The following is a 16,104-nucleotide window of genomic DNA, read 5'->3' as shown; positions in this document are numbered from 1 at the left end:
CCGCCCCAATGGGGCGGCCCGTGCGGCAGAGCTGACTCGGCTCAGGCTTTTTCGTAGGCAGCCACGGCCTTCTCGATGGCCTTGCGGGCGGCATCGGCGCCTTCCCACGACTCCACCTTCACCCACTTGCCTTTCTCGAGATCCTTGTAGTTCTCGAAGAAGTGGGCGATCTGCTGGCGCAGCAGTTCCGGCAGGTCAGCGACTTCCTGAACGTCATCGTACAGGGTGGACAGCTTGGCATGAGGTACGCACACCAGTTTGGCGTCCTCGCCGGCTTCGTCGGTCATGTTCAGGATGCCGACCGGACGGGCACGGATGATGCTGCCGGCCTGGACCGGGTAGGGAGTGACCACCAGGGCGTCCAGCGGGTCGCCGTCGTCGGCCAGGGTGTGGGGGATGAAGCCGTAGTTGGCCGGGTAGAACATCGGGGTGGCCATGAAGCGATCCACCAGCAGGGCGCCCATCTCCTTGTCGATCTCGTACTTGATCGGAGCGTGGTTGGCAGGGATCTCTATGGCGACATAGACGTCATTGGGGAGGTCCTTGCCGGCGGGGATGTGGTCGAAGTTCATCGTCGCTTCCTTCGTTGGCGAAAAGTTGAGGCCGCAAAATGCGCAGAATTATACGGAGCTGCTGTGAGGATTACCAATGCGACATAGGTGAGAGCCGGCCCGGTTTGGGCTTTGGTTGACAGGTTGTGTCGGCCACAAGCGTGTATGATGGCCGACGTCGGGCGGTTCGGCCAGTCATGTGGAGCGAGCGGTGATCAGCGGCGATATTTCCAATGAGCGCGTGGTGTTGGCCAATCGGCTGGCGTTGAGCGTCGGGCAGGCTTTCGTGGCCCCCGACCGGCGACGTCATCGCAGCTCCATGTCGGTGCGCATTCCCGACCAGGCAGGGCAGTTCTCTGCCAAAGGGGCGTGCGCCGTGATCAGCGATACGAGTTCGCGCAATGGCATTGCCAAGCAGGCCGGCGATCTCAGCGTGCGCGGCTTTCTGGCGGACTACTTCTCCACTCCGGATCACTGGGACGTCAAGACCTCGGCTACCCGCGTGCTGCGGGCGCTCAATGGCTGGTGCTACAGCCAGAGCACCTTCGTCGAGGGCGGCAGCTATGTCGCTTCGCTGTCGGCCATGGTCTATCGCGGACGTGAAGCCCATCTGTTCCACATGGGCGATACGCTGATCTTCCGCCTGCGCGGCGCCGAGTTCGAGCAGCTCTCGCGGGATCACATCACCGATCTGGGCGGCTATCGCTATCCGTCGCGTGCCCTCGGGCTCGACGGCAGCATCGACATCGATTATCTGCAGCTGCCGTTGAAGCAGGGCGACATCTTCCTGTTCACCACCCAGGCGGTGCGCGGCACTCTGATGCCGTCCGACTACGTGGGGCTGATTCGCCAGGATGCCAGCGATCTCGATGCCGCCTGCGAGCGCCTGGCGGCAGCGGCCCGCGAGCGAGCCCAGGAGCGCGGCTACGGCGCCGACCAGTTCTGCTTCCAGCTGGTGCGTATCGATCAGCTGCCCGAGGCGGAGCGCGATCACCCCAGTCGCATATACGGTGACCTGCCGATTCCCCCCGAGCTTGCCCCGGGCGAGCGCATCGATGGGCTGGAAGTGCAGGAAGTGCTCTCGCGGACCGCGCAGTCGCGAGTCTACCGGGTGCGCGATACGCGCACCGAGCGCGAAATGGTGATGAAGGCCCCCAGTCCCGAGCTCTCCAATCGTAATGCCTATCTGGAGCACTTCCTGCTGCAGCAGTGGGTGGTGGAGCGCGTCAAGTCCCCGTTCGTGGCTCGGGTAATGGAGTCCTCGCGGCCGCGCCGCCATCTTTACTACCTGATGGCCTACGTGGAGGGCATGACGCTCACCGAGTGGGCCCGGCGCCACCCCCAGGCCAGCCTGGCCCAGCGTCTCGATATTGCCGTACAGTTGGGCAAGGCAATCCAGGCGCTGCATCATCGCGACGTGCTGCATCAGCGCATTCACCCGGACAACGTGCTGATCGATACCCACGGTCAGGTGGTGCTGATGGATTTCAGTGCGTGCCACATGCGCGATCTGGACGGGCACCGACGCTCCCGCGAGCTGGCCCGACAGACCGGCCTTTCCGAACATAGTGCGCCGGAGTATGCGCTGGACGACGGCGTCGGGCGGCGCAGCGACCAGTACTCGCTGGCTTCGACGGTCTACTGGCTGCTGACTGGGGAACTGCCCTATACGCTGACGCCGGACCGGCTGCGCAGCCATACCGATCTCGAACAGCTGGCCTATCGCAGCGCCAGGCTGTTCAACCCGGAGGTAACGCCCCAGCTCGACGATACGCTGCGACGGGCGCTGGATCCGCAGCGCTCGCTGCGCTTCCGGCGCCTCTCCGAGCTGCTCTATGCGCTGCGCCATCATGACGGACGGGGCAAGCCCAGGCGTCGCGACCCGCGCCGTTTCCTGCGTGACCCCGCTAATTTCTGGCAGGGGGTGGCAGGTATTCTGCTATTGCTGCTGGTGCTCTCCTGGCTGCTGAAGTGAGTTTGACTGCTTGAGTGAGTTTGGCTGCAACGCAAGAGCCCTGGCAGGTGCCAGGGCTCTTGCGTATTGCGGCGAACCGCCTCAGAGCGTGAATTCGGGCAGCTTGCGCTCTACCTTGGCCAGCTTGAGCTTGGCCACCTTGGGCAGGCCGTTCTCGAAGGGCGGATAGTCCTCGCCCTGGATCAGCGGGGACAGGTAGCGGCGGCATGCCTCGGTGATGCCGAAGCCATCCTCGCGAATGTACTCGCGCGGCATGAACTTCTCACGGTTGGCCACCTCGGCCAGCGGCGCGGACTCGATGCGCCACTCGTAGGGGGAGTCGCTGACGCGTTTGATCGCCGGCATCATCGAGTTCTTGCCGGCAATGGCGAGCTCCACCGCCTGCTGGCCGACCGCATAGGCCTGCTCCACGTCGGTACGCGAAGCCAGGTGGCGTGCCGCCCGCTGCAGATAGTCGGCCACTGCCCAGTGGTACTTGTAGCCGAGGTCCTGCTTGACCATGCCGGCCAGCGTAGGTGCGACGCCGCCCAGTTGGCGGTGGCCGAAGGCATCGGTATTGCCCGAGTCGGCGAGGAAGGTGCCATCCTCGTAGCGGGCGCCCTCGGAGACCACGATCACGCAGTAGCCGTACTTCTCCACGCACTCCTCGACGCGGGTCATCACCTTGCTGCGATCGAACGGCACTTCGGGGAAGATCACCAGGTGCGGCGGCTGGCCTTCACCCTCGCCGGCCAGCGCGCCGGCGGCGGCAATCCAGCCGGCATGGCGACCCATGACCTCGAGCACGAAGACCTTGGTCGAGGTGGCGCACATGGAGGCGATGTCCAGAGAGGCTTCCAGGGTGGAAGTGGCGATGTACTTGGCCACGCTGCCGAAGCCCGGCGAGTTGTCGGTGATCGGCAGGTCGTTGTCCACGGTCTTGGGCACGTGGATGGCGGTCAGCGGGTAGCCCATCTTCTCGGAGAGTTGCGAGACTTTGAGACAGGTGTCGGCGCTGTCGCCGCCGCCGTTGTAGAAGAAGTAGCGGATGTCGTGGGCCTTGAACACTTCGATCAGGCGCTCGTACTGGGCGCGATGGCTCTCGATGTCCTTAAGCTTGTAGCGGCAGGAGCCGAAGGCGCCGCCGGGGGTGTGACGCAGGGCGGCGATGGCCTGGTCCGACTCCTGGCTGACATCGATCAGATCCTCGGTCAGGGCACCGATGATACCGTTGTGTCCGGCATAGACCTTGCCGATGCGGTCGGAGTGCAGGCGGCAGGCTTCGATCACGCCGCAGGCGCTGGCGTTGATCACGGCGGTGACACCGCCAGACTGGGCATAGAAGGCGTTATGCTGGGCCATGGGGCGTAGGGGCTCCTGGGAAAAGTCCATTTCATGCTTGACGACAAGGCGAAGTATTTTAGACGAAAGGCGGCGAGCCTGCACGCTGCTGGAGAGGCGGCAGCGCGCCGTGCTAGTCTGCCGGTTCTTCCTGGCAGGCGGTGCCTGCCTGCGTTATGCGGTGATTAAGGTCGGACTCCATGCACGTTCATATTCTCGGTATCTGCGGCACCTTCATGGGCAGCCTGGCGCTGCTGGCGCGAGATCTCGGCCATACCGTCACCGGCTCGGACAGCGGCGTCTACCCGCCGATGAGCACCCAACTGGTCGAGGCCGGCATCGAGCTGCGCGAGGGTTATGCCGCGAGCAACCTGGAGCCGCGGCCGGATCTGGTAGTGGTGGGCAATGCCCTTTCGCGGGGCAATCCCGAGGTGGAGGCGCTGCTCGATCTCGGCCTGCCTTATACCTCCGGCCCCCAGTGGCTGGCCGAACAGGTGCTGCCGGGGCGGCGGGTCATCGCCGTGGCCGGCACCCACGGCAAGACCACCACCGCCAGCCTGACCGCTTGGCTGCTGGAGTCCGCCGGGCTCGAGCCGGGCTTTCTGATCGGTGGCGTGCCGCGCAATTTCGGTGTGTCGGCGCGGCTGGGTGCCGCCGGATCCCCCTTCGTGGTCGAGGCGGACGAGTACGACACGGCCTTCTTCGACAAGCGTTCCAAGTTCGTGCACTACCGGCCCGAGATTGCGATTCTGGGTAACCTCGAATTCGATCACGCGGATATCTTTGCCGATCTTGCCGCCATAGAGCGGCAGTTTCATTACCTGGTTCGCACCGTGCCCAGCCGTGGGCGATTGCTGGTAGCCGACGGCGAGCCGGCGCTCGAACGAGTGCTGGAGATGGGCGCCTGGACGCCGGTGGAGCGCTTCGGTAGCGACGCCTCGAGCCCCTGGCGCCTGCAGCTGGAGCGGGACGACGCCTCGCGCTTCCGGGTGGTGCATCAGCAGGACGAGGTGGACGAGGATGCGGTGGTCGACTGGGCGCTGACAGGCACCCACAATGCGCGCAATGCGCTGGCGGCGCTGGCCGCGGCCCACGCTTGCGGGGTCGACCTGGCTCGCGGCTGTGCCGCCGCCGCTCGCTTCGAGACCCCGCGTCGGCGCCAGGAGGTGCGCGGCGAGGTGGCCGGAATCCAGGTCATCGACGACTTTGCGCATCATCCCACTGCCTTCGCCGCTACGCTCGAAGGGCTGCGCGCCGCTACGCCCCGCGGACGCCTGCTGGCAGTGATCGAGCCGCGCTCCAACACCATGCGTCTGGGGACCCTGCGTGAACGCCTGGCGGCGAGTACGGCAGCAGCCGATCTGGCGTTCTGGTATCAGCCGCCGGGGCTGGACTGGTCGCTCGATCCGGTGCTCGAGGCCAGCCCGATACCGGCCCGCCTGGAGCAGGACATCGACGCCCTGGTGGCGGCACTGGTGACCGAGGCGCGGCCGCTGGATCGTATCGTGGTGATGTCCAACGGCGCCTTCGGCGGCATTCATGCCAAGTTGCTGGCGGCGCTGGAGGTGGCGCATGGCTGAGGCAAGCATTGGGCCGATGAACAAGTCCAATTTTCTTCCCCCCGTCACGGTGGCCCTCACCGGGGCCTCGGGGGCCCAGTACGGTCTGCGCTTGATCGAGGCGCTGATCGCCGCCGGCCACGAGGTGTGGGTGATGGTCTCCAAGGCGGCACACCTCGTCATCGAAACCGAGACCGATGCCAGCCTGCCGGCACGCCCCGAGCGCCTGGCCCAGGCGCTGAGCGAGCGCAGCGGGGCGGCAGAGGGGCAGATTCGCTGTTTCGGGCGCGAAGACTGGATGGCGCCGGTGGCCTCCGGCTCGGGGGCGCCATCAGCCATGGTGATCTGCCCTTGCAGTACCGGCACGTTGTCGGCGGTGGCTACGGGGGCCAGCAACAACCTGATCGAGCGCGCCGCCGACGTGGCGCTCAAGGAGCGCCGCCAGCTCATCCTGGTACCGCGGGAAACGCCGCTCTCGGCCATCCACCTCGAACACATGCTGAACCTTGCTCGTCTGGGGGCGGTGGTTTTGCCGGCGGCACCCGGCTTCTACCACCGGCCCACCACGGTGGACGATCTGGTCGATTTCATCGTGGCGCGCATTCTCAACCAGCTCGGCATCGAGCATCGTCTCATGCCGCGCTGGGGCGAGTGAGCGCGCCGGACATTTCCTTGTCATTCTGACCTGCCAGACTGCCTGCCCAAGGACGAGGCCAAGCCGCATGATCAAACTCTCGTTGCTGTCGGTCTTCGTGCCGACCTTTCTGTTCGTCTCGCTGACGCCGGGTATGTGCATGACCCTGTCGATGGTGCTGGGCATGACCCAAGGCGTGAAGCGCACGCTGTGGATGATGGTCGGTGAGCTCGTCGGCGTGGGCCTGGTGGCGTTGGCGGCCGGGGCCGGCGTGGCGGCTTTGATGCTGCGTCAGCCGGAACTGTTCGCCCTGTTCAAGTGGGTGGGTGGCGCCTATCTCGGCTATCTGGGGGTGATGATGTGGCGCTCCCGTGGGCGCATGGCAATCCCGCTGGAGAACGTCGAGTTGCCGAGAGCCTCGCGGGGCCAACTGGCGTTGCAGGGCTTCGTTACCGCGGTGGCCAATCCCAAGGGCTGGGCCTTCTTCGTCGCGTTGCTACCGCCGTTTCTCGATGCCTCGCGGTCGCTTGGCGGTCAGCTGGCCATCTTGATCGCGATCATTCTGTTCATCGAATTTCTCTGTCTGCTGCTCTATGCCGCCGGCGGCAAGGGGTTGCGTCGGGTGCTCGGCGAGAGCGGCAACGTCCGCCTGCTCAACCGCATTGCCGGCACGCTGATGGTAGGCGTGGGGGGCTGGCTGGCTCTGGGCTGAGCGCTGGCGTCAGCCCGCTTGGCGTCATACCGGCGGCAGCAGGGCGACCCGTGAGGCAACGAGAATCAGCGAGGCCACGGTGAGGGCCAGCCAGGGGCAGGGCGCGAGAGATGGGCGGGGCTTGCGCTGCCAGGCCAGTCGCACCAGGGCGCATACCACCAGCCCCAGCAGACCGCCACCGATGAGGTCCGACAGCCAGTGCACACCGATCACCAGGCGTGACAGCGCCATGGGCAATGCCAGGGCGATGGCCGTCCAGTAGACCCAGAAGCGGCGCTGCGAAGGCAGCTCATGGGCGATGAAGGCGGCGGCCAGCCCGTACAGCACCACGGCAGAGGAGGCATGTGCGCTGGGATAGGCCAGCGAGCCGGTGAGGTAGTCCGGGGTGTCCGGGCGTGGCCGCCCGATCAGCGCCTTGCCCAGGGTGTTGAGCAGGGCGATGGTGCCGAGCCCGGCACCGATGTGGGCGAGAGCGGAAAAATGGCGACGCAGAAGCAGCCACACGCCCCAGGGCAGTACCAGCGCCAGGATCCCGTACATGTCGCCGATACGCGCCAGCAGCTGGCCGGCCTCGGGCAGCATCGGCACCACCAGGGTGTCGAAGAAGGCATGCACCTGCAGGTCGATGGCAAAGGGGCCGCGCTGGCGGATGACGGCGATGGTCAGCCCGGACAGTCCCCCCAGCGAGAAGACCAGCAGCAGCCAACTGGCCAGCGGCACCTCGCCGCGGCGCCAGCTGCGCTTGAGCCATGCCCGGCGCAGCAAGGGACGGCGTCGAGCGCCATGGGCCAGCAGGCGATAGACACGACCCGAGCGGCTGACCTGATGACGCAGCCACGAGAAGGCTACCGTGAGCACCACGACGATGATCGCCAGAACGATAAGCAGCGCTTCCAGTCCTGGCGGCAGCATGAGCAGCTGCTGCCAGGTCTGCCCCAGCAGATAACCGGGCAGCACGTAGGCTGGCGCCCATAGTGCCGCCGAGGCGAGGTTGGCCCAGAGAAAGGCCCGTGGCGACATGTGCAGCATGCCGGCGATGAGCGGGATCACCGGGCGCACCGGGCCCACGAAGCGGCCGAAGAAGACCGACAAGCTGCCATAACGCTGAAAGAAGCGAGCGCCGCGCGCAAGCCACTCGGGATGACGCGACAGCGGCCACAGTCGGGTGACTCGCTCGCGTTGGCTGTAGCCGAGGGCGAAGCTGATGCCGTCACCGAGCACGGCGCCGATGAAGGCGGCCAGCAACAGGGAGGTCAAGGCCATGTCTTGATGACCGGCCAGGGATGCCGCCGCGGTGATCAGTACCACGCCGGGCAGCAGCAGGCCGACCAGGGCAAGAGACTCGAGCAGGGCGATGGCTCCCACGATGAACAGCAGCATCTCGGGGGAGGGGGCGAGCTGTTGCAGGGTCTCTGTCAGGCTCAAACAACACTCCTTGTGGGTATGTCATTCATGGCGCATGGCGCCCTCAGGTCTCGCTGAGCTTGCGTGTTAGCTCCAGCAGGCGCTGCTCGAAGCGCGGCCAGCTCTCGCCGGGCAGCCGCTGGCAGTGTGCGATGGGCGCTCGCAGGGTACCGGTATCCACCAGCACCGTCGACTCGAGCGCCTGCTCGATGCGTTGCTGTACCATCTGGGCGCCGCTCTGGCTGGTATCGGGCAGCACCAGCCAGAAGGTGGACGTGCCCTGTCGCCCCAGGAAGTCGTGCCGCCGCGAACAGCGATGCACGGCGAGACACAGCGCGTCGAGCAGGGCCTGGCGCGCCCGGCTGCCGAACTGCTCGCTGGCCATTTCCAGTTGCGGCAGGTGCAGGGCCAGCACCGCCAGGGGCTGACCGAGAAACTGGGTACGCTGATACTCGCTGCCCAGAAGTTCGTGCATGGCCTCCCGCGCCAGGGCGTTGCAGTGGCGGTCGCGAGGGTTGGTGGCTTCCAGCAGGGCCTGCTGGCGGCGCTGCTCCCAGGGGACCAGGGCGACGACCAGGGTCATGGCGACATAACCGAGAGCGAAATGCAGGTCCATCGCGGTATCGCTCAAGAACAGCCATACGGGAGCCAGGAACAGGTTCAGCAGCATGGCGGAAGCCAGCGGCAGCAGCAGGACCGTGAGCAGCGGCGCGAGGCCGATCCACATGATGCCAGCCTCTTCCAGCCAGGGCAGCTCCAGGGCCAGCATCGAATAGCCGACGAGCAGTGCCAGATAGGCCGGCATACGGGCCTGGTGGGGGCGGGCCACGTGCAGCAGGCAGGCGACCAGCATGACCAGCGCCAGGGCAGCCGGCAGCAGGATGCGGCTAAAATCCCCCATCAGATAGCGCCAGGCGGCGTAGCATCCCAGCAAGAGCGCAGAGAAGGCATACGCCACGATGAGTCGTCCCGCGACGTTGCGGCTATCGTCATCCATGCGGGCGCTCCGTCTGGGGCTGGGCGTGGTGGTGGCTGAAGTGTCGCGCCAGGTCGTCAAGGGTCGAGACCTGGCTCAGCGGTACGAAGCGTACCTCGGCATTAGGGCGCAGCCCCTTGAGCAACACCTGACGCCGGGCCTGGGCCTGGTCGTCGTTGCGGCTGAGCAGCAGCGTCGCCAAGGTGCGCTGGTCGAGTCGATAGCAGTTCTCGAAATCGTGGGTCAGGCGGCACAGTTCCTGGGCCATGGGCCAGAACTTGCCGCGTGGCATGCGCAGCAGCATCAGCTCTCCGTGCACGCCCTCCCGGCGGCAGCGGGCGCGCTCTCGGCGCAGGTCGGAGGAGAGCTGCTGGCTGCTCCAGAGTGGCAGGCCCGGCACCAGCCGCATGCGCTGACGCGAGCCGGCACGGGGCGGTAACAAGTAGCGGTTGCGCGCCAGCCCAAGCAGCATCAAAGGGAGCAGCACCAGGCCGGAAAACAGTGTCTGCTCGATGCCCAGCAGGTCTGCCAGACGCCACCAGGTGAGACCGGCCAGGGCGCAGCTCAGCGCCAGGACCCAGCCGGGTTGGGGTAGCATCAACAGAGCGGGCCACACCCACAGCCACAGCGCGTGGCGCTCCGGTTCCACGAGCAGCAGGCCGGCCAGCAACAGGCTGGGCAATAGTTGCCAGGGGACGGTGGAGGGGCGTCGGTAGCTGAGTTCGAGCAGGCTGGCCGTCACCATCAGCCAGCCGCTGGCCAACGCCAGCAGCAGAGCGCTGGAGGGCGGTTCGGCGAGGTAAGCCAGCAGGATCAGTAGCAGCGCTGCGGCCCACAGGTTCAGGCGCATCAGCCCGACTTTGTACTTGCTCTGCATGGTGCCTTACTATGGGGTTCAACGTGGTATCGCGCCAGTATAACGTTCGCAGCGCCGTGTGGCGCTCTGCCAGGAGAACTTCGTTCCGCATGACCGCTCACGCCTCCCAAACCGAAACCAGCGTCAACCAGATCGACGATGTCGTTGCCTACATGGCTGGCCTCGGCCAGGCGGCACGTGCCGCCGCCACTCAGATGCGTCGCGCCATGACGGGGGACAAGAACCGTGCCCTGCTGGCCATGGCCGAGCATCTGCAGCGTTGCCGCGGTCAGATACTCGAGGCCAACGCTGCCGATCTGGCGCGTGGCCGTGACAATGGCCTCGAGGCAGCCCTGCTCGATCGTCTGGCGCTCAACGATGCACGTATCGATGGCATGATCGAAGGTCTCGAGCAAGTGGCGGCACTGCCCGATCCCGTGGGCGAGATCGAGGGGTTGCGCTACCGCCCCAGCGGCATTCAGGTGGGTCAGATGCGCGTGCCGCTGGGCGTGATCGGCATCATCTACGAGTCGCGGCCCAACGTGACCATGGAGGCCGCCAGCCTGTGCCTGAAATCGGGCAACGCCAGCATCCTGCGCGGCGGCTCCGAGGCGCGGGACTCCAATGCTGCCATTGCCGCCTGCATTCGCGCAGGGCTGCGCGATGCCGGCCTGCCGGAGGCGGCGGTGCAGGTGGTGGCCACCACTGACCGTGCCGCGGTGGGCCAGCTGATCACCATGCCCGAATACGTGGACGTGATCATTCCCCGGGGCGGCAAGTCGCTGATCGAGCGTATCTCGCGCGAGGCGCGGGTACCGGTGATCAAGCATCTGGACGGTGTCTGCCACGTCTATATCGATGCCACGGCCGATCCCGAGAAGGCACTGGCAATCGCCGTCAATGCCAAGACGCATCGCTACGGTACCTGCAACACCATGGAGACCCTGCTCGTCGATGCGCCGGTGGCCGAGGCGCTGCTGCCGCGCCTGGCACGAGCCTACGCCGCGCACGGGGTCGAGTTGCGTGGCTGTGAGCGTAGCCGGGCCATTCTCGAGGGTATCGCAGCTGCAAGCGAAGAGGACTGGTACACCGAATACCTGGCGCCGGTCCTGGCCATTCGCGTGGTCGACGGCATGGAAGCTGCCATCGAGCACATCGAGCGCTATGGTTCGCACCACACCGACGCCATCGTGACCGAAGATTACGGGCTGGCGCGGCGTTTCATGGCCGAGGTCGACTCGAGCTCGGTGATGGTCAATGCCTCGACCCGTTTTGCCGATGGCTTCGAGTACGGCTTGGGCGCGGAGATCGGCATCTCCACCGACAAGCTGCATGCGCGAGGCCCGGTCGGGCTCGAGGGACTGACCACGCGCAAGTACGTGGTGCTGGGCGACGGTCAGGTACGGCAGTGACGGCGCAGAGCGGCGCCTTGCCCTCCCAGCAGATCGTGAGGCCTCTCGAGCCGCCGCGCGTGGCCATGTTCGGCGGCACTTTCGATCCCGTACATCTGGGACACCTGCGCAGCGCCCTGGAGCTGCACGAGGCGCTGGCGCTCGATCGTGTGCACATGGTGCCGGCATGTCTGCCGCCATTGCGCGACAGGCCCCAGGTGTCGCCACAGGAGCGCTTGGACCTGCTGAGGCTGGGAATAGGCGATACGCCGGGACTGGTGGCCGATGGGCGCGAGCTCGAGCGCGACGGCCCGTCGTACACTGTCGATACCTTGGCCAGCCTGCGCGACGAGTACGGTCGCGAGGCGCGCCTGATCATGGCGCTGGGTCATGACGCCTTTCTGCGTCTGGCCGACTGGCACGAGCCACGGCGGCTGTTCGAGCTGGCTCATCTGGTCGTCATCGACCGCCCCGACCACGCCGAACCCCTTTCTCCCGCGCTGGCCGAACTGATCGCCGGGCGTGAGGTCGATAGACCCGAGCTTCTCATGCGGCGCGCTGCAGGCGGCCTGCTGCGCCTGGCATTGCCCACGCGGATGGCGCTTTCGGCGACGTCGATACGCCAGCGTCTGGCGGAGGGGCGCAGCGTGCGTTACCTGCTGCCGGAGGCAGTGGAGAGAAGAATCGCTGCTGCCTCGCTGTATCGTCACTCTTGAACGCTGCCAGCGGCTGCCCAAGACGCTACAATGGCGGCGTCCAAGACTTCCCGTTGATGAGGGGCTATGCATAACGAATCGCTCAAGACACTGGTGGTAGATGCACTGGAGGATCTCAAGGCCAAGGATGTCGCGCTGCTCGATGTCTCACGGCTGACCAGTGTCACCGACCTGATGGTAGTGGCCAGCGGTACTTCCACCCGTCATGTGATGGCGCTGGCCGACCATGTGGTCGAGCGGGCCAAGGCCAGTGGCATTCAGCCCTTGGGGGTCGAGGGGCAGGCCGGCTCCGACTGGGTGCTGGTCGACCTCGGCGATCTCGTCGTGCATGTCATGCTGCCCGAGACTCGCCAGCTCTATGACCTGGAGCGGCTGTGGGCCGATCTGCCAAGCGATGGCGAGCATCAGGAGCAGGGCGGCGCATGAAGATCCGCCTGTTGGCGGTCGGTACCCGCATGCCTGGCTGGGTCAACGAAGGAGTGGAGGAGTACCGCAAGCGCCTGCCGCGCGACTTCGCTCTGGAGATCGAGGAGATCGCACCCGGTCAGCGTGGCAAGAATGCCGATACTGCCAAGGCCGTGGCGTTGGAAGCCAAGCGCATACGGGAGCGGCTGCGGGGCGATGAATTCGTCGTGGCGCTGGAAGTCGGCGGGCGAGCCTGGAGCACCGAGCGTCTGGCTCAGGAGGCCGAGAGCTGGCGGCTCGAAGGGCGTGAGGTGGTGCTGCTGGTGGGTGGGCCGGATGGCCTGGCCCCGGAGCTCTCCGCGGGCGCCGATCGACGCTGGTCACTGTCGTCGCTGACGCTGCCGCATCCACTGGTCAGGGTGATTCTGGCCGAACAGCTCTATCGCGCCTGGACCCTGCTGGTGGGGCATCCCTACCACCGCTGAACGGCGCCTTACCGAAACTGAGTGAGACCTATTGTCGGCATGCGCGACCGCCGTGACACCCTCAAGAACCCCGAGCAGGAGCTGCGCATCTTTCGCGTACGCGCGCTGCTTGCCGTATTGACGATCCTGCTCCTGACCGGGTTGCTGTCGGGTCGGCTCGTCTATCTGCAAGTGGTCCAGCACGAGGTCTACACCACCCGTTCCGAGAAGAACCGCGTACGGGTGGAACCGCTGCCGCCGACCCGTGGCTTGATCTTCGACCGCAACGGCATGCTGCTGGCCGAGAACCGTCCGACCTACAACCTGACGTTGATACGTGAGAGGGCCGAAAATCTCGATGCCACGCTGGACCGGCTCGAGGAGCTGCTGGAGCTGACGCCAGAAGCGGCGGAGGGATTCCGCATTCGCGCCCGCCAGCCGCAGCGACCTTTCCAGCCCGCGCTGCTGATGAGCGATCTCGACGAGGTCCAGATCGCTCGGCTGGCAGTAAATAGACACCGTTTGCCCGGGGTCGAGGTGGAGGCCCAGTTGCTGCGCTTCTACCCCGACGCGAATATCATGGCTCATGCTCTTGGCTACGTCGGTCGCATCAATGCCGAAGAGATCAAGACCCTCGACCCGGGGCGCTATGCGGGTACGCACTTCATCGGCAAGACCGGCGTGGAACGCTTCTACGAAGACGTATTGCACGGTCAGGCCGGACTGCGCCAGGTGGAAACCAATGCGCGTGGCCGCGTGTTGCGTGAACTTGGCCGTACCGATCCCGTGCCGGGGCAGAACCTGACCCTGACCCTGGACCGCGATCTGCAGAGCCTCGCTTACGAGCTGCTCGATGGCCGGCGCGGCTCCATCGTGGCCGTCGTTCCCGCTACAGGGGAGATCCTGGCCATGGTGTCGGCGCCAGGCTTCGACAGCAATCAGTTCGTCACCGGCATCGATTTCGCTTCCTACCGGGCGTTACAGGAGGACATCGATCTGCCGCTGTTCAACCGGGCGATCCGCGGTCAGTACCCGCCCGGTTCCACGATCAAGCCGTTTCTGGCCCTGGCAGGTCTGGTGGAAGGGGTGATCACGCCGGATCGTGTCATCAACGACCCCGGCTTCTATCAGCTACCCAACGACAGCCGGCGCTATCGCAACTGGCTGCGCTGGGGGCACGGGCGAGTGGACATGGAGCGCTCCATCGCCGTCTCCAATAATACTTATTACTACTCGCTGGCCCATGAGATGGGCATCGACCGCCTGCATACGCAAATGAGCGCCTTCGGCTTCGGCCAGCGCGTCGGTCACGATGTGTTCGGCGAGAGCGGGGCGCTGATGCCGTCGCGGGAGTGGAAACGGGCGCGTTTCAATCAGCCCTGGTTTCCAGGCGAGACGCTGTCGGTGGGCATCGGCCAGGGCTACTGGCAGGTCACGCCGCTGCAGCTGGCAACCGCCACGGCGGTACTTGCCAACCGCGGTCAATGGGTCAAGCCGCGCCTGGCGAGCCGGATCGGCGACGAGCCGGTGCCCGTCGAGCTGCCCGAGACCCCCGACGACATCGTCGTTCAGAACGACGTCTGGTGGGACCGTGTCTTCTCCGGCATGGAGAAAGTGCTGACCGGCAGTGAAGGGACGGCGCGGCGAACCGGCGTGGGCCTGAAGTACCGCATGGCCGGCAAGTCGGGCACCGCGCAGGTGTTCTCGCTGGGCCAGGATCAGCGCTACAACGCCGAGGAGCTGGCCGAGCGGCTGCGCGATCACGCCCTGTTCATGGCCTTTGCCCCGTTGGAGGATCCGCAGATCGCCGTTTCGGTGATCGTGGAGAACGCCGGTGGCGGCAGTACCCATGCCGCCCATCTGGCGCGGGCGATGACCGATGCCTGGCTGCTGGAGGAGGAAGAGGCGCCCGATGCAGAGGAGATCCGCGAGGCGATGGAAAACGATGACAGCACCGTGGCGGGGAACTGAGCGATGTTCGGCTTGATGAATGGGCTGCGCGCCCGGCCGGTGCGAGCGCCGGAAAGCGGCATTTCGCGGCGCAAGAGCATCTGGGAGCGCACGCATCTCGATCCCTGGCTGCTGCTGTTGCTGGTGATTCTGCTGACGGTCGGGCTGGGCGTGCTCTACAGCGCCAGCGGCCAGCGCATCGAAGTGGTGATGGCCCAGGCAACGCGTTTCGTGGTGGCGTTCGTGATCATGCTGGCGCTGGCTCAGCTGCCGCCGGCCACCCTGATGCGCTGGGCGCTGCTGCTCTATGCTGTCGGACTGCTGATGCTGGTTGCCGTCGAGCTGGTGGGGGACGTCGGTATGGGAGCACGGCGCTGGCTGGTGATTCCCGGGGTGATACGCTTCCAGCCCTCGGAACTGATGAAACTGGTGATGCCGCTGATGCTGGCGGCCTGGCTGAGCCGGCGTGAACTGCCACCGCGCTGGAAGGATCTGCTGGTGTGTGCCGTGCTGCTGGGCCTGCCCGTGGTGTTGATCGCCAAGCAGCCGGACCTGGGAACCTCGCTGCTGGTGGCCTGTGCCGGCGTGTTCGTGGTGCTGCTGGCCGGGCTCTCCTGGCGCTTCATCCTCTTTCTTTCCGTTGCCGCGGCGTCGGCGCTGCCCCTGCTGTGGATGAATCTTCACAATTACCAGCGTCAGCGGGTTTTGACCTTCCTCAATCCGGAGAGCGACCCGCTGGGGGCAGGCTGGAACATCATTCAATCGACCACGGCCATTGGCAGCGGCGGCCTGTGGGGCAAGGGCTGGCTCCAGGGCACCCAGTCGCAGCTCGAATTCCTGCCCGAGCGTCACACTGACTTCATCGTGGCGGTGCTCGGTGAGGAGTTCGGCCTGGTCGGCATGCTGCTGATCCTGCTTCTCTATCTGCTGATCGTGCTGCGCGGGCTGTGGCTGGCCATGGCGTCGCACGACACCTTCGGCCGGCTGTTGGGGGGCAGCATCATCCTGACCTTCTTCATCTACGTCTTCGTCAATGTCGGCATGGTCAGCGGCATTTTGCCGGTGGTCGGCGTTCCGCTACCGCTGGTGAGCTACGGCGGCACCTCCAGCGTGACCTTGCTGGCGGGATTCGGTATTCTCATGTCGATTCACGGACACCGTCGTCTGTTGCCGCGTTAGGTGGCGGCGGCG

15 protein-coding genes are annotated in these 16,104 nt (G+C 65.9%); 10 read left to right on the top strand and 5 right to left on the bottom strand.

What is annotated here, in order from left to right; all coding sequences use genetic code 11:
• Positions 1-41: 41 nt before the first annotated feature.
• Positions 42-572 (bottom strand): inorganic diphosphatase, encoded by a 531-nt coding sequence (ppa, locus tag HOP53_RS06575; protein ID WP_010629112.1) that lies wholly within the window; start codon positions 570-572, stop codon positions 42-44.
• Positions 573-870: 298 nt separating this feature from the next.
• Between ppa and HOP53_RS06570 the strand changes: the two genes are divergently transcribed.
• Positions 871-2,526: a protein kinase domain-containing protein gene (locus HOP53_RS06570; RefSeq protein WP_267955291.1), complete on the top strand. Its 1,656-nt coding sequence runs from the start codon at positions 871-873 to the stop codon at positions 2,524-2,526.
• Between the two features lie 81 nt (positions 2,527-2,607).
• Here HOP53_RS06570 and HOP53_RS06565 read toward each other — a convergent pair whose 3' ends face one another.
• Positions 2,608-3,867 (bottom strand): 6-phosphofructokinase, encoded by a 1,260-nt coding sequence (locus tag HOP53_RS06565; RefSeq protein ID WP_234269261.1) that lies wholly within the window; start codon positions 3,865-3,867, stop codon positions 2,608-2,610.
• 179 nt (positions 3,868-4,046) lie between these two features.
• On the opposite strand from HOP53_RS06565, the gene mpl reads away from it, so the two are divergent.
• From mpl to HOP53_RS06550, 3 genes are all read left to right on the top strand, one after another.
• On the top strand, positions 4,047-5,426 hold the full coding sequence (gene mpl, locus HOP53_RS06560; RefSeq protein ID WP_234269260.1) for a UDP-N-acetylmuramate:L-alanyl-gamma-D-glutamyl-meso-diaminopimelate ligase: 1,380 nt from the start codon (positions 4,047-4,049) through the stop codon (positions 5,424-5,426).
• Positions 5,419-6,060 (top strand): flavin prenyltransferase UbiX, encoded by a 642-nt coding sequence (locus HOP53_RS06555; protein ID WP_276574614.1) that lies wholly within the window; start codon positions 5,419-5,421, stop codon positions 6,058-6,060. The genes mpl and HOP53_RS06555 overlap by 8 nt, the downstream gene beginning before the upstream one ends.
• 67 nt (positions 6,061-6,127) lie before the next feature.
• Positions 6,128-6,751, top strand: coding sequence for a LysE family translocator (locus HOP53_RS06550; RefSeq protein WP_234269259.1), 624 nt, complete (start codon positions 6,128-6,130; stop codon positions 6,749-6,751).
• 24 nt (positions 6,752-6,775) lie between these two features.
• Here the strand turns inward: HOP53_RS06550 and HOP53_RS06545 are convergent, their stop codons facing one another.
• Genes HOP53_RS06545 through HOP53_RS06535 form a run of 3 tightly spaced genes read right to left on the bottom strand, consistent with a single transcriptional unit; the run spans position 6,776 to position 10,008 of the window.
• Positions 6,776-8,176, bottom strand: a complete 1,401-nt coding sequence (locus tag HOP53_RS06545; protein ID WP_234269258.1) for a bifunctional DedA family/phosphatase PAP2 family protein — start codon at positions 8,174-8,176, stop codon at positions 6,776-6,778.
• A 43-nt stretch (positions 8,177-8,219) separates the two neighbouring features.
• Positions 8,220-9,152: a diguanylate cyclase domain-containing protein gene (locus HOP53_RS06540; protein WP_234269257.1), complete on the bottom strand. Its 933-nt coding sequence runs from the start codon at positions 9,150-9,152 to the stop codon at positions 8,220-8,222.
• Positions 9,145-10,008: a hypothetical protein gene (locus HOP53_RS06535; RefSeq protein WP_234269256.1), complete on the bottom strand. Its 864-nt coding sequence runs from the start codon at positions 10,006-10,008 to the stop codon at positions 9,145-9,147. The genes HOP53_RS06540 and HOP53_RS06535 overlap by 8 nt, the downstream gene beginning before the upstream one ends.
• A gap of 89 nt (positions 10,009-10,097) precedes the next feature.
• Here HOP53_RS06535 and HOP53_RS06530 point away from each other — a divergent pair, with 89 nt between their 5' ends.
• The 6 genes from HOP53_RS06530 to rodA all read left to right on the top strand — a co-directional run bounded on the left by HOP53_RS06530 (position 10,098) and on the right by rodA (position 16,092).
• Positions 10,098-11,399, top strand: coding sequence for a glutamate-5-semialdehyde dehydrogenase (locus HOP53_RS06530; RefSeq protein WP_234269255.1), 1,302 nt, complete (start codon positions 10,098-10,100; stop codon positions 11,397-11,399).
• Between the two features lie 65 nt (positions 11,400-11,464).
• Positions 11,465-12,094, top strand: a complete 630-nt coding sequence (gene nadD, locus HOP53_RS06525) for a nicotinate-nucleotide adenylyltransferase (protein WP_234269703.1) — start codon at positions 11,465-11,467, stop codon at positions 12,092-12,094.
• Between the two features lie 66 nt (positions 12,095-12,160).
• The gene (gene rsfS / locus HOP53_RS06520) at positions 12,161-12,520 is read left to right on the top strand and encodes a ribosome silencing factor (RefSeq protein ID WP_234269254.1); all 360 of its coding nucleotides are present in this window, start codon (positions 12,161-12,163) and stop codon (positions 12,518-12,520) included.
• On the top strand, positions 12,517-12,984 hold the full coding sequence (rlmH, locus tag HOP53_RS06515; protein ID WP_234269253.1) for a 23S rRNA (pseudouridine(1915)-N(3))-methyltransferase RlmH: 468 nt from the start codon (positions 12,517-12,519) through the stop codon (positions 12,982-12,984). The genes rsfS and rlmH overlap by 4 nt, the downstream gene beginning before the upstream one ends.
• Before the next feature lie 39 nt (positions 12,985-13,023).
• On the top strand, positions 13,024-14,934 hold the full coding sequence (gene mrdA / locus HOP53_RS06510) for a penicillin-binding protein 2 (RefSeq protein ID WP_234269702.1): 1,911 nt from the start codon (positions 13,024-13,026) through the stop codon (positions 14,932-14,934).
• 3 nt (positions 14,935-14,937) lie between these two features.
• Complete coding sequence (gene rodA / locus HOP53_RS06505) at positions 14,938-16,092, top strand: rod shape-determining protein RodA (RefSeq protein WP_234269252.1); 1,155 nt, start codon at positions 14,938-14,940, stop codon at positions 16,090-16,092.
• Positions 16,093-16,104 lie beyond the last annotated feature (12 nt).

It is taken from the genome of Billgrantia ethanolica (assembly GCF_021404305.1).
Classification (GTDB): domain Bacteria; phylum Pseudomonadota; class Gammaproteobacteria; order Pseudomonadales; family Halomonadaceae; genus Halomonas; species Halomonas ethanolica.
The sequence above is the reverse complement of the archived record's forward strand: the minus strand, read 5'-3'. Positions and strand labels throughout refer to the sequence as shown.

Bases quoted from the DNA above. Each gene is read 5' to 3' on its own strand.
- HOP53_RS06535 (WP_234269256.1), bottom strand. From the start codon at position 10,008: ATGCAGAGCAAGTACAAAGTCGGGCTGATGCGCCTGAACCTGTGGGCC.
- HOP53_RS06550 (WP_234269259.1), top strand. From the start codon at position 6,128: ATGATCAAACTCTCGTTGCTGTCGGTCTTCGTGCCGACCTTTCTGTTC.
- HOP53_RS06530 (WP_234269255.1), top strand. From the start codon at position 10,098: ATGACCGCTCACGCCTCCCAAACCGAAACCAGCGTCAACCAGATCGAC.
- nadD (WP_234269703.1), top strand. From the start codon at position 11,465: ATGTTCGGCGGCACTTTCGATCCCGTACATCTGGGACACCTGCGCAGC.
- HOP53_RS06555 (WP_276574614.1), top strand. From the start codon at position 5,419: ATGGCTGAGGCAAGCATTGGGCCGATGAACAAGTCCAATTTTCTTCCC.
- ppa (WP_010629112.1), bottom strand. From the start codon at position 572: ATGAACTTCGACCACATCCCCGCCGGCAAGGACCTCCCCAATGACGTC.
- mrdA (WP_234269702.1), top strand. From the start codon at position 13,024: ATGCGCGACCGCCGTGACACCCTCAAGAACCCCGAGCAGGAGCTGCGC.
- mpl (WP_234269260.1), top strand. From the start codon at position 4,047: ATGCACGTTCATATTCTCGGTATCTGCGGCACCTTCATGGGCAGCCTG.
- HOP53_RS06540 (WP_234269257.1), bottom strand. From the start codon at position 9,152: ATGGATGACGATAGCCGCAACGTCGCGGGACGACTCATCGTGGCGTAT.
- rsfS (WP_234269254.1), top strand. From the start codon at position 12,161: ATGCATAACGAATCGCTCAAGACACTGGTGGTAGATGCACTGGAGGAT.
- rodA (WP_234269252.1), top strand. From the start codon at position 14,938: ATGTTCGGCTTGATGAATGGGCTGCGCGCCCGGCCGGTGCGAGCGCCG.
- HOP53_RS06570 (WP_267955291.1), top strand. From the start codon at position 871: ATGTCGGTGCGCATTCCCGACCAGGCAGGGCAGTTCTCTGCCAAAGGG.
- rlmH (WP_234269253.1), top strand. From the start codon at position 12,517: ATGAAGATCCGCCTGTTGGCGGTCGGTACCCGCATGCCTGGCTGGGTC.
- HOP53_RS06565 (WP_234269261.1), bottom strand. From the start codon at position 3,867: ATGGCCCAGCATAACGCCTTCTATGCCCAGTCTGGCGGTGTCACCGCC.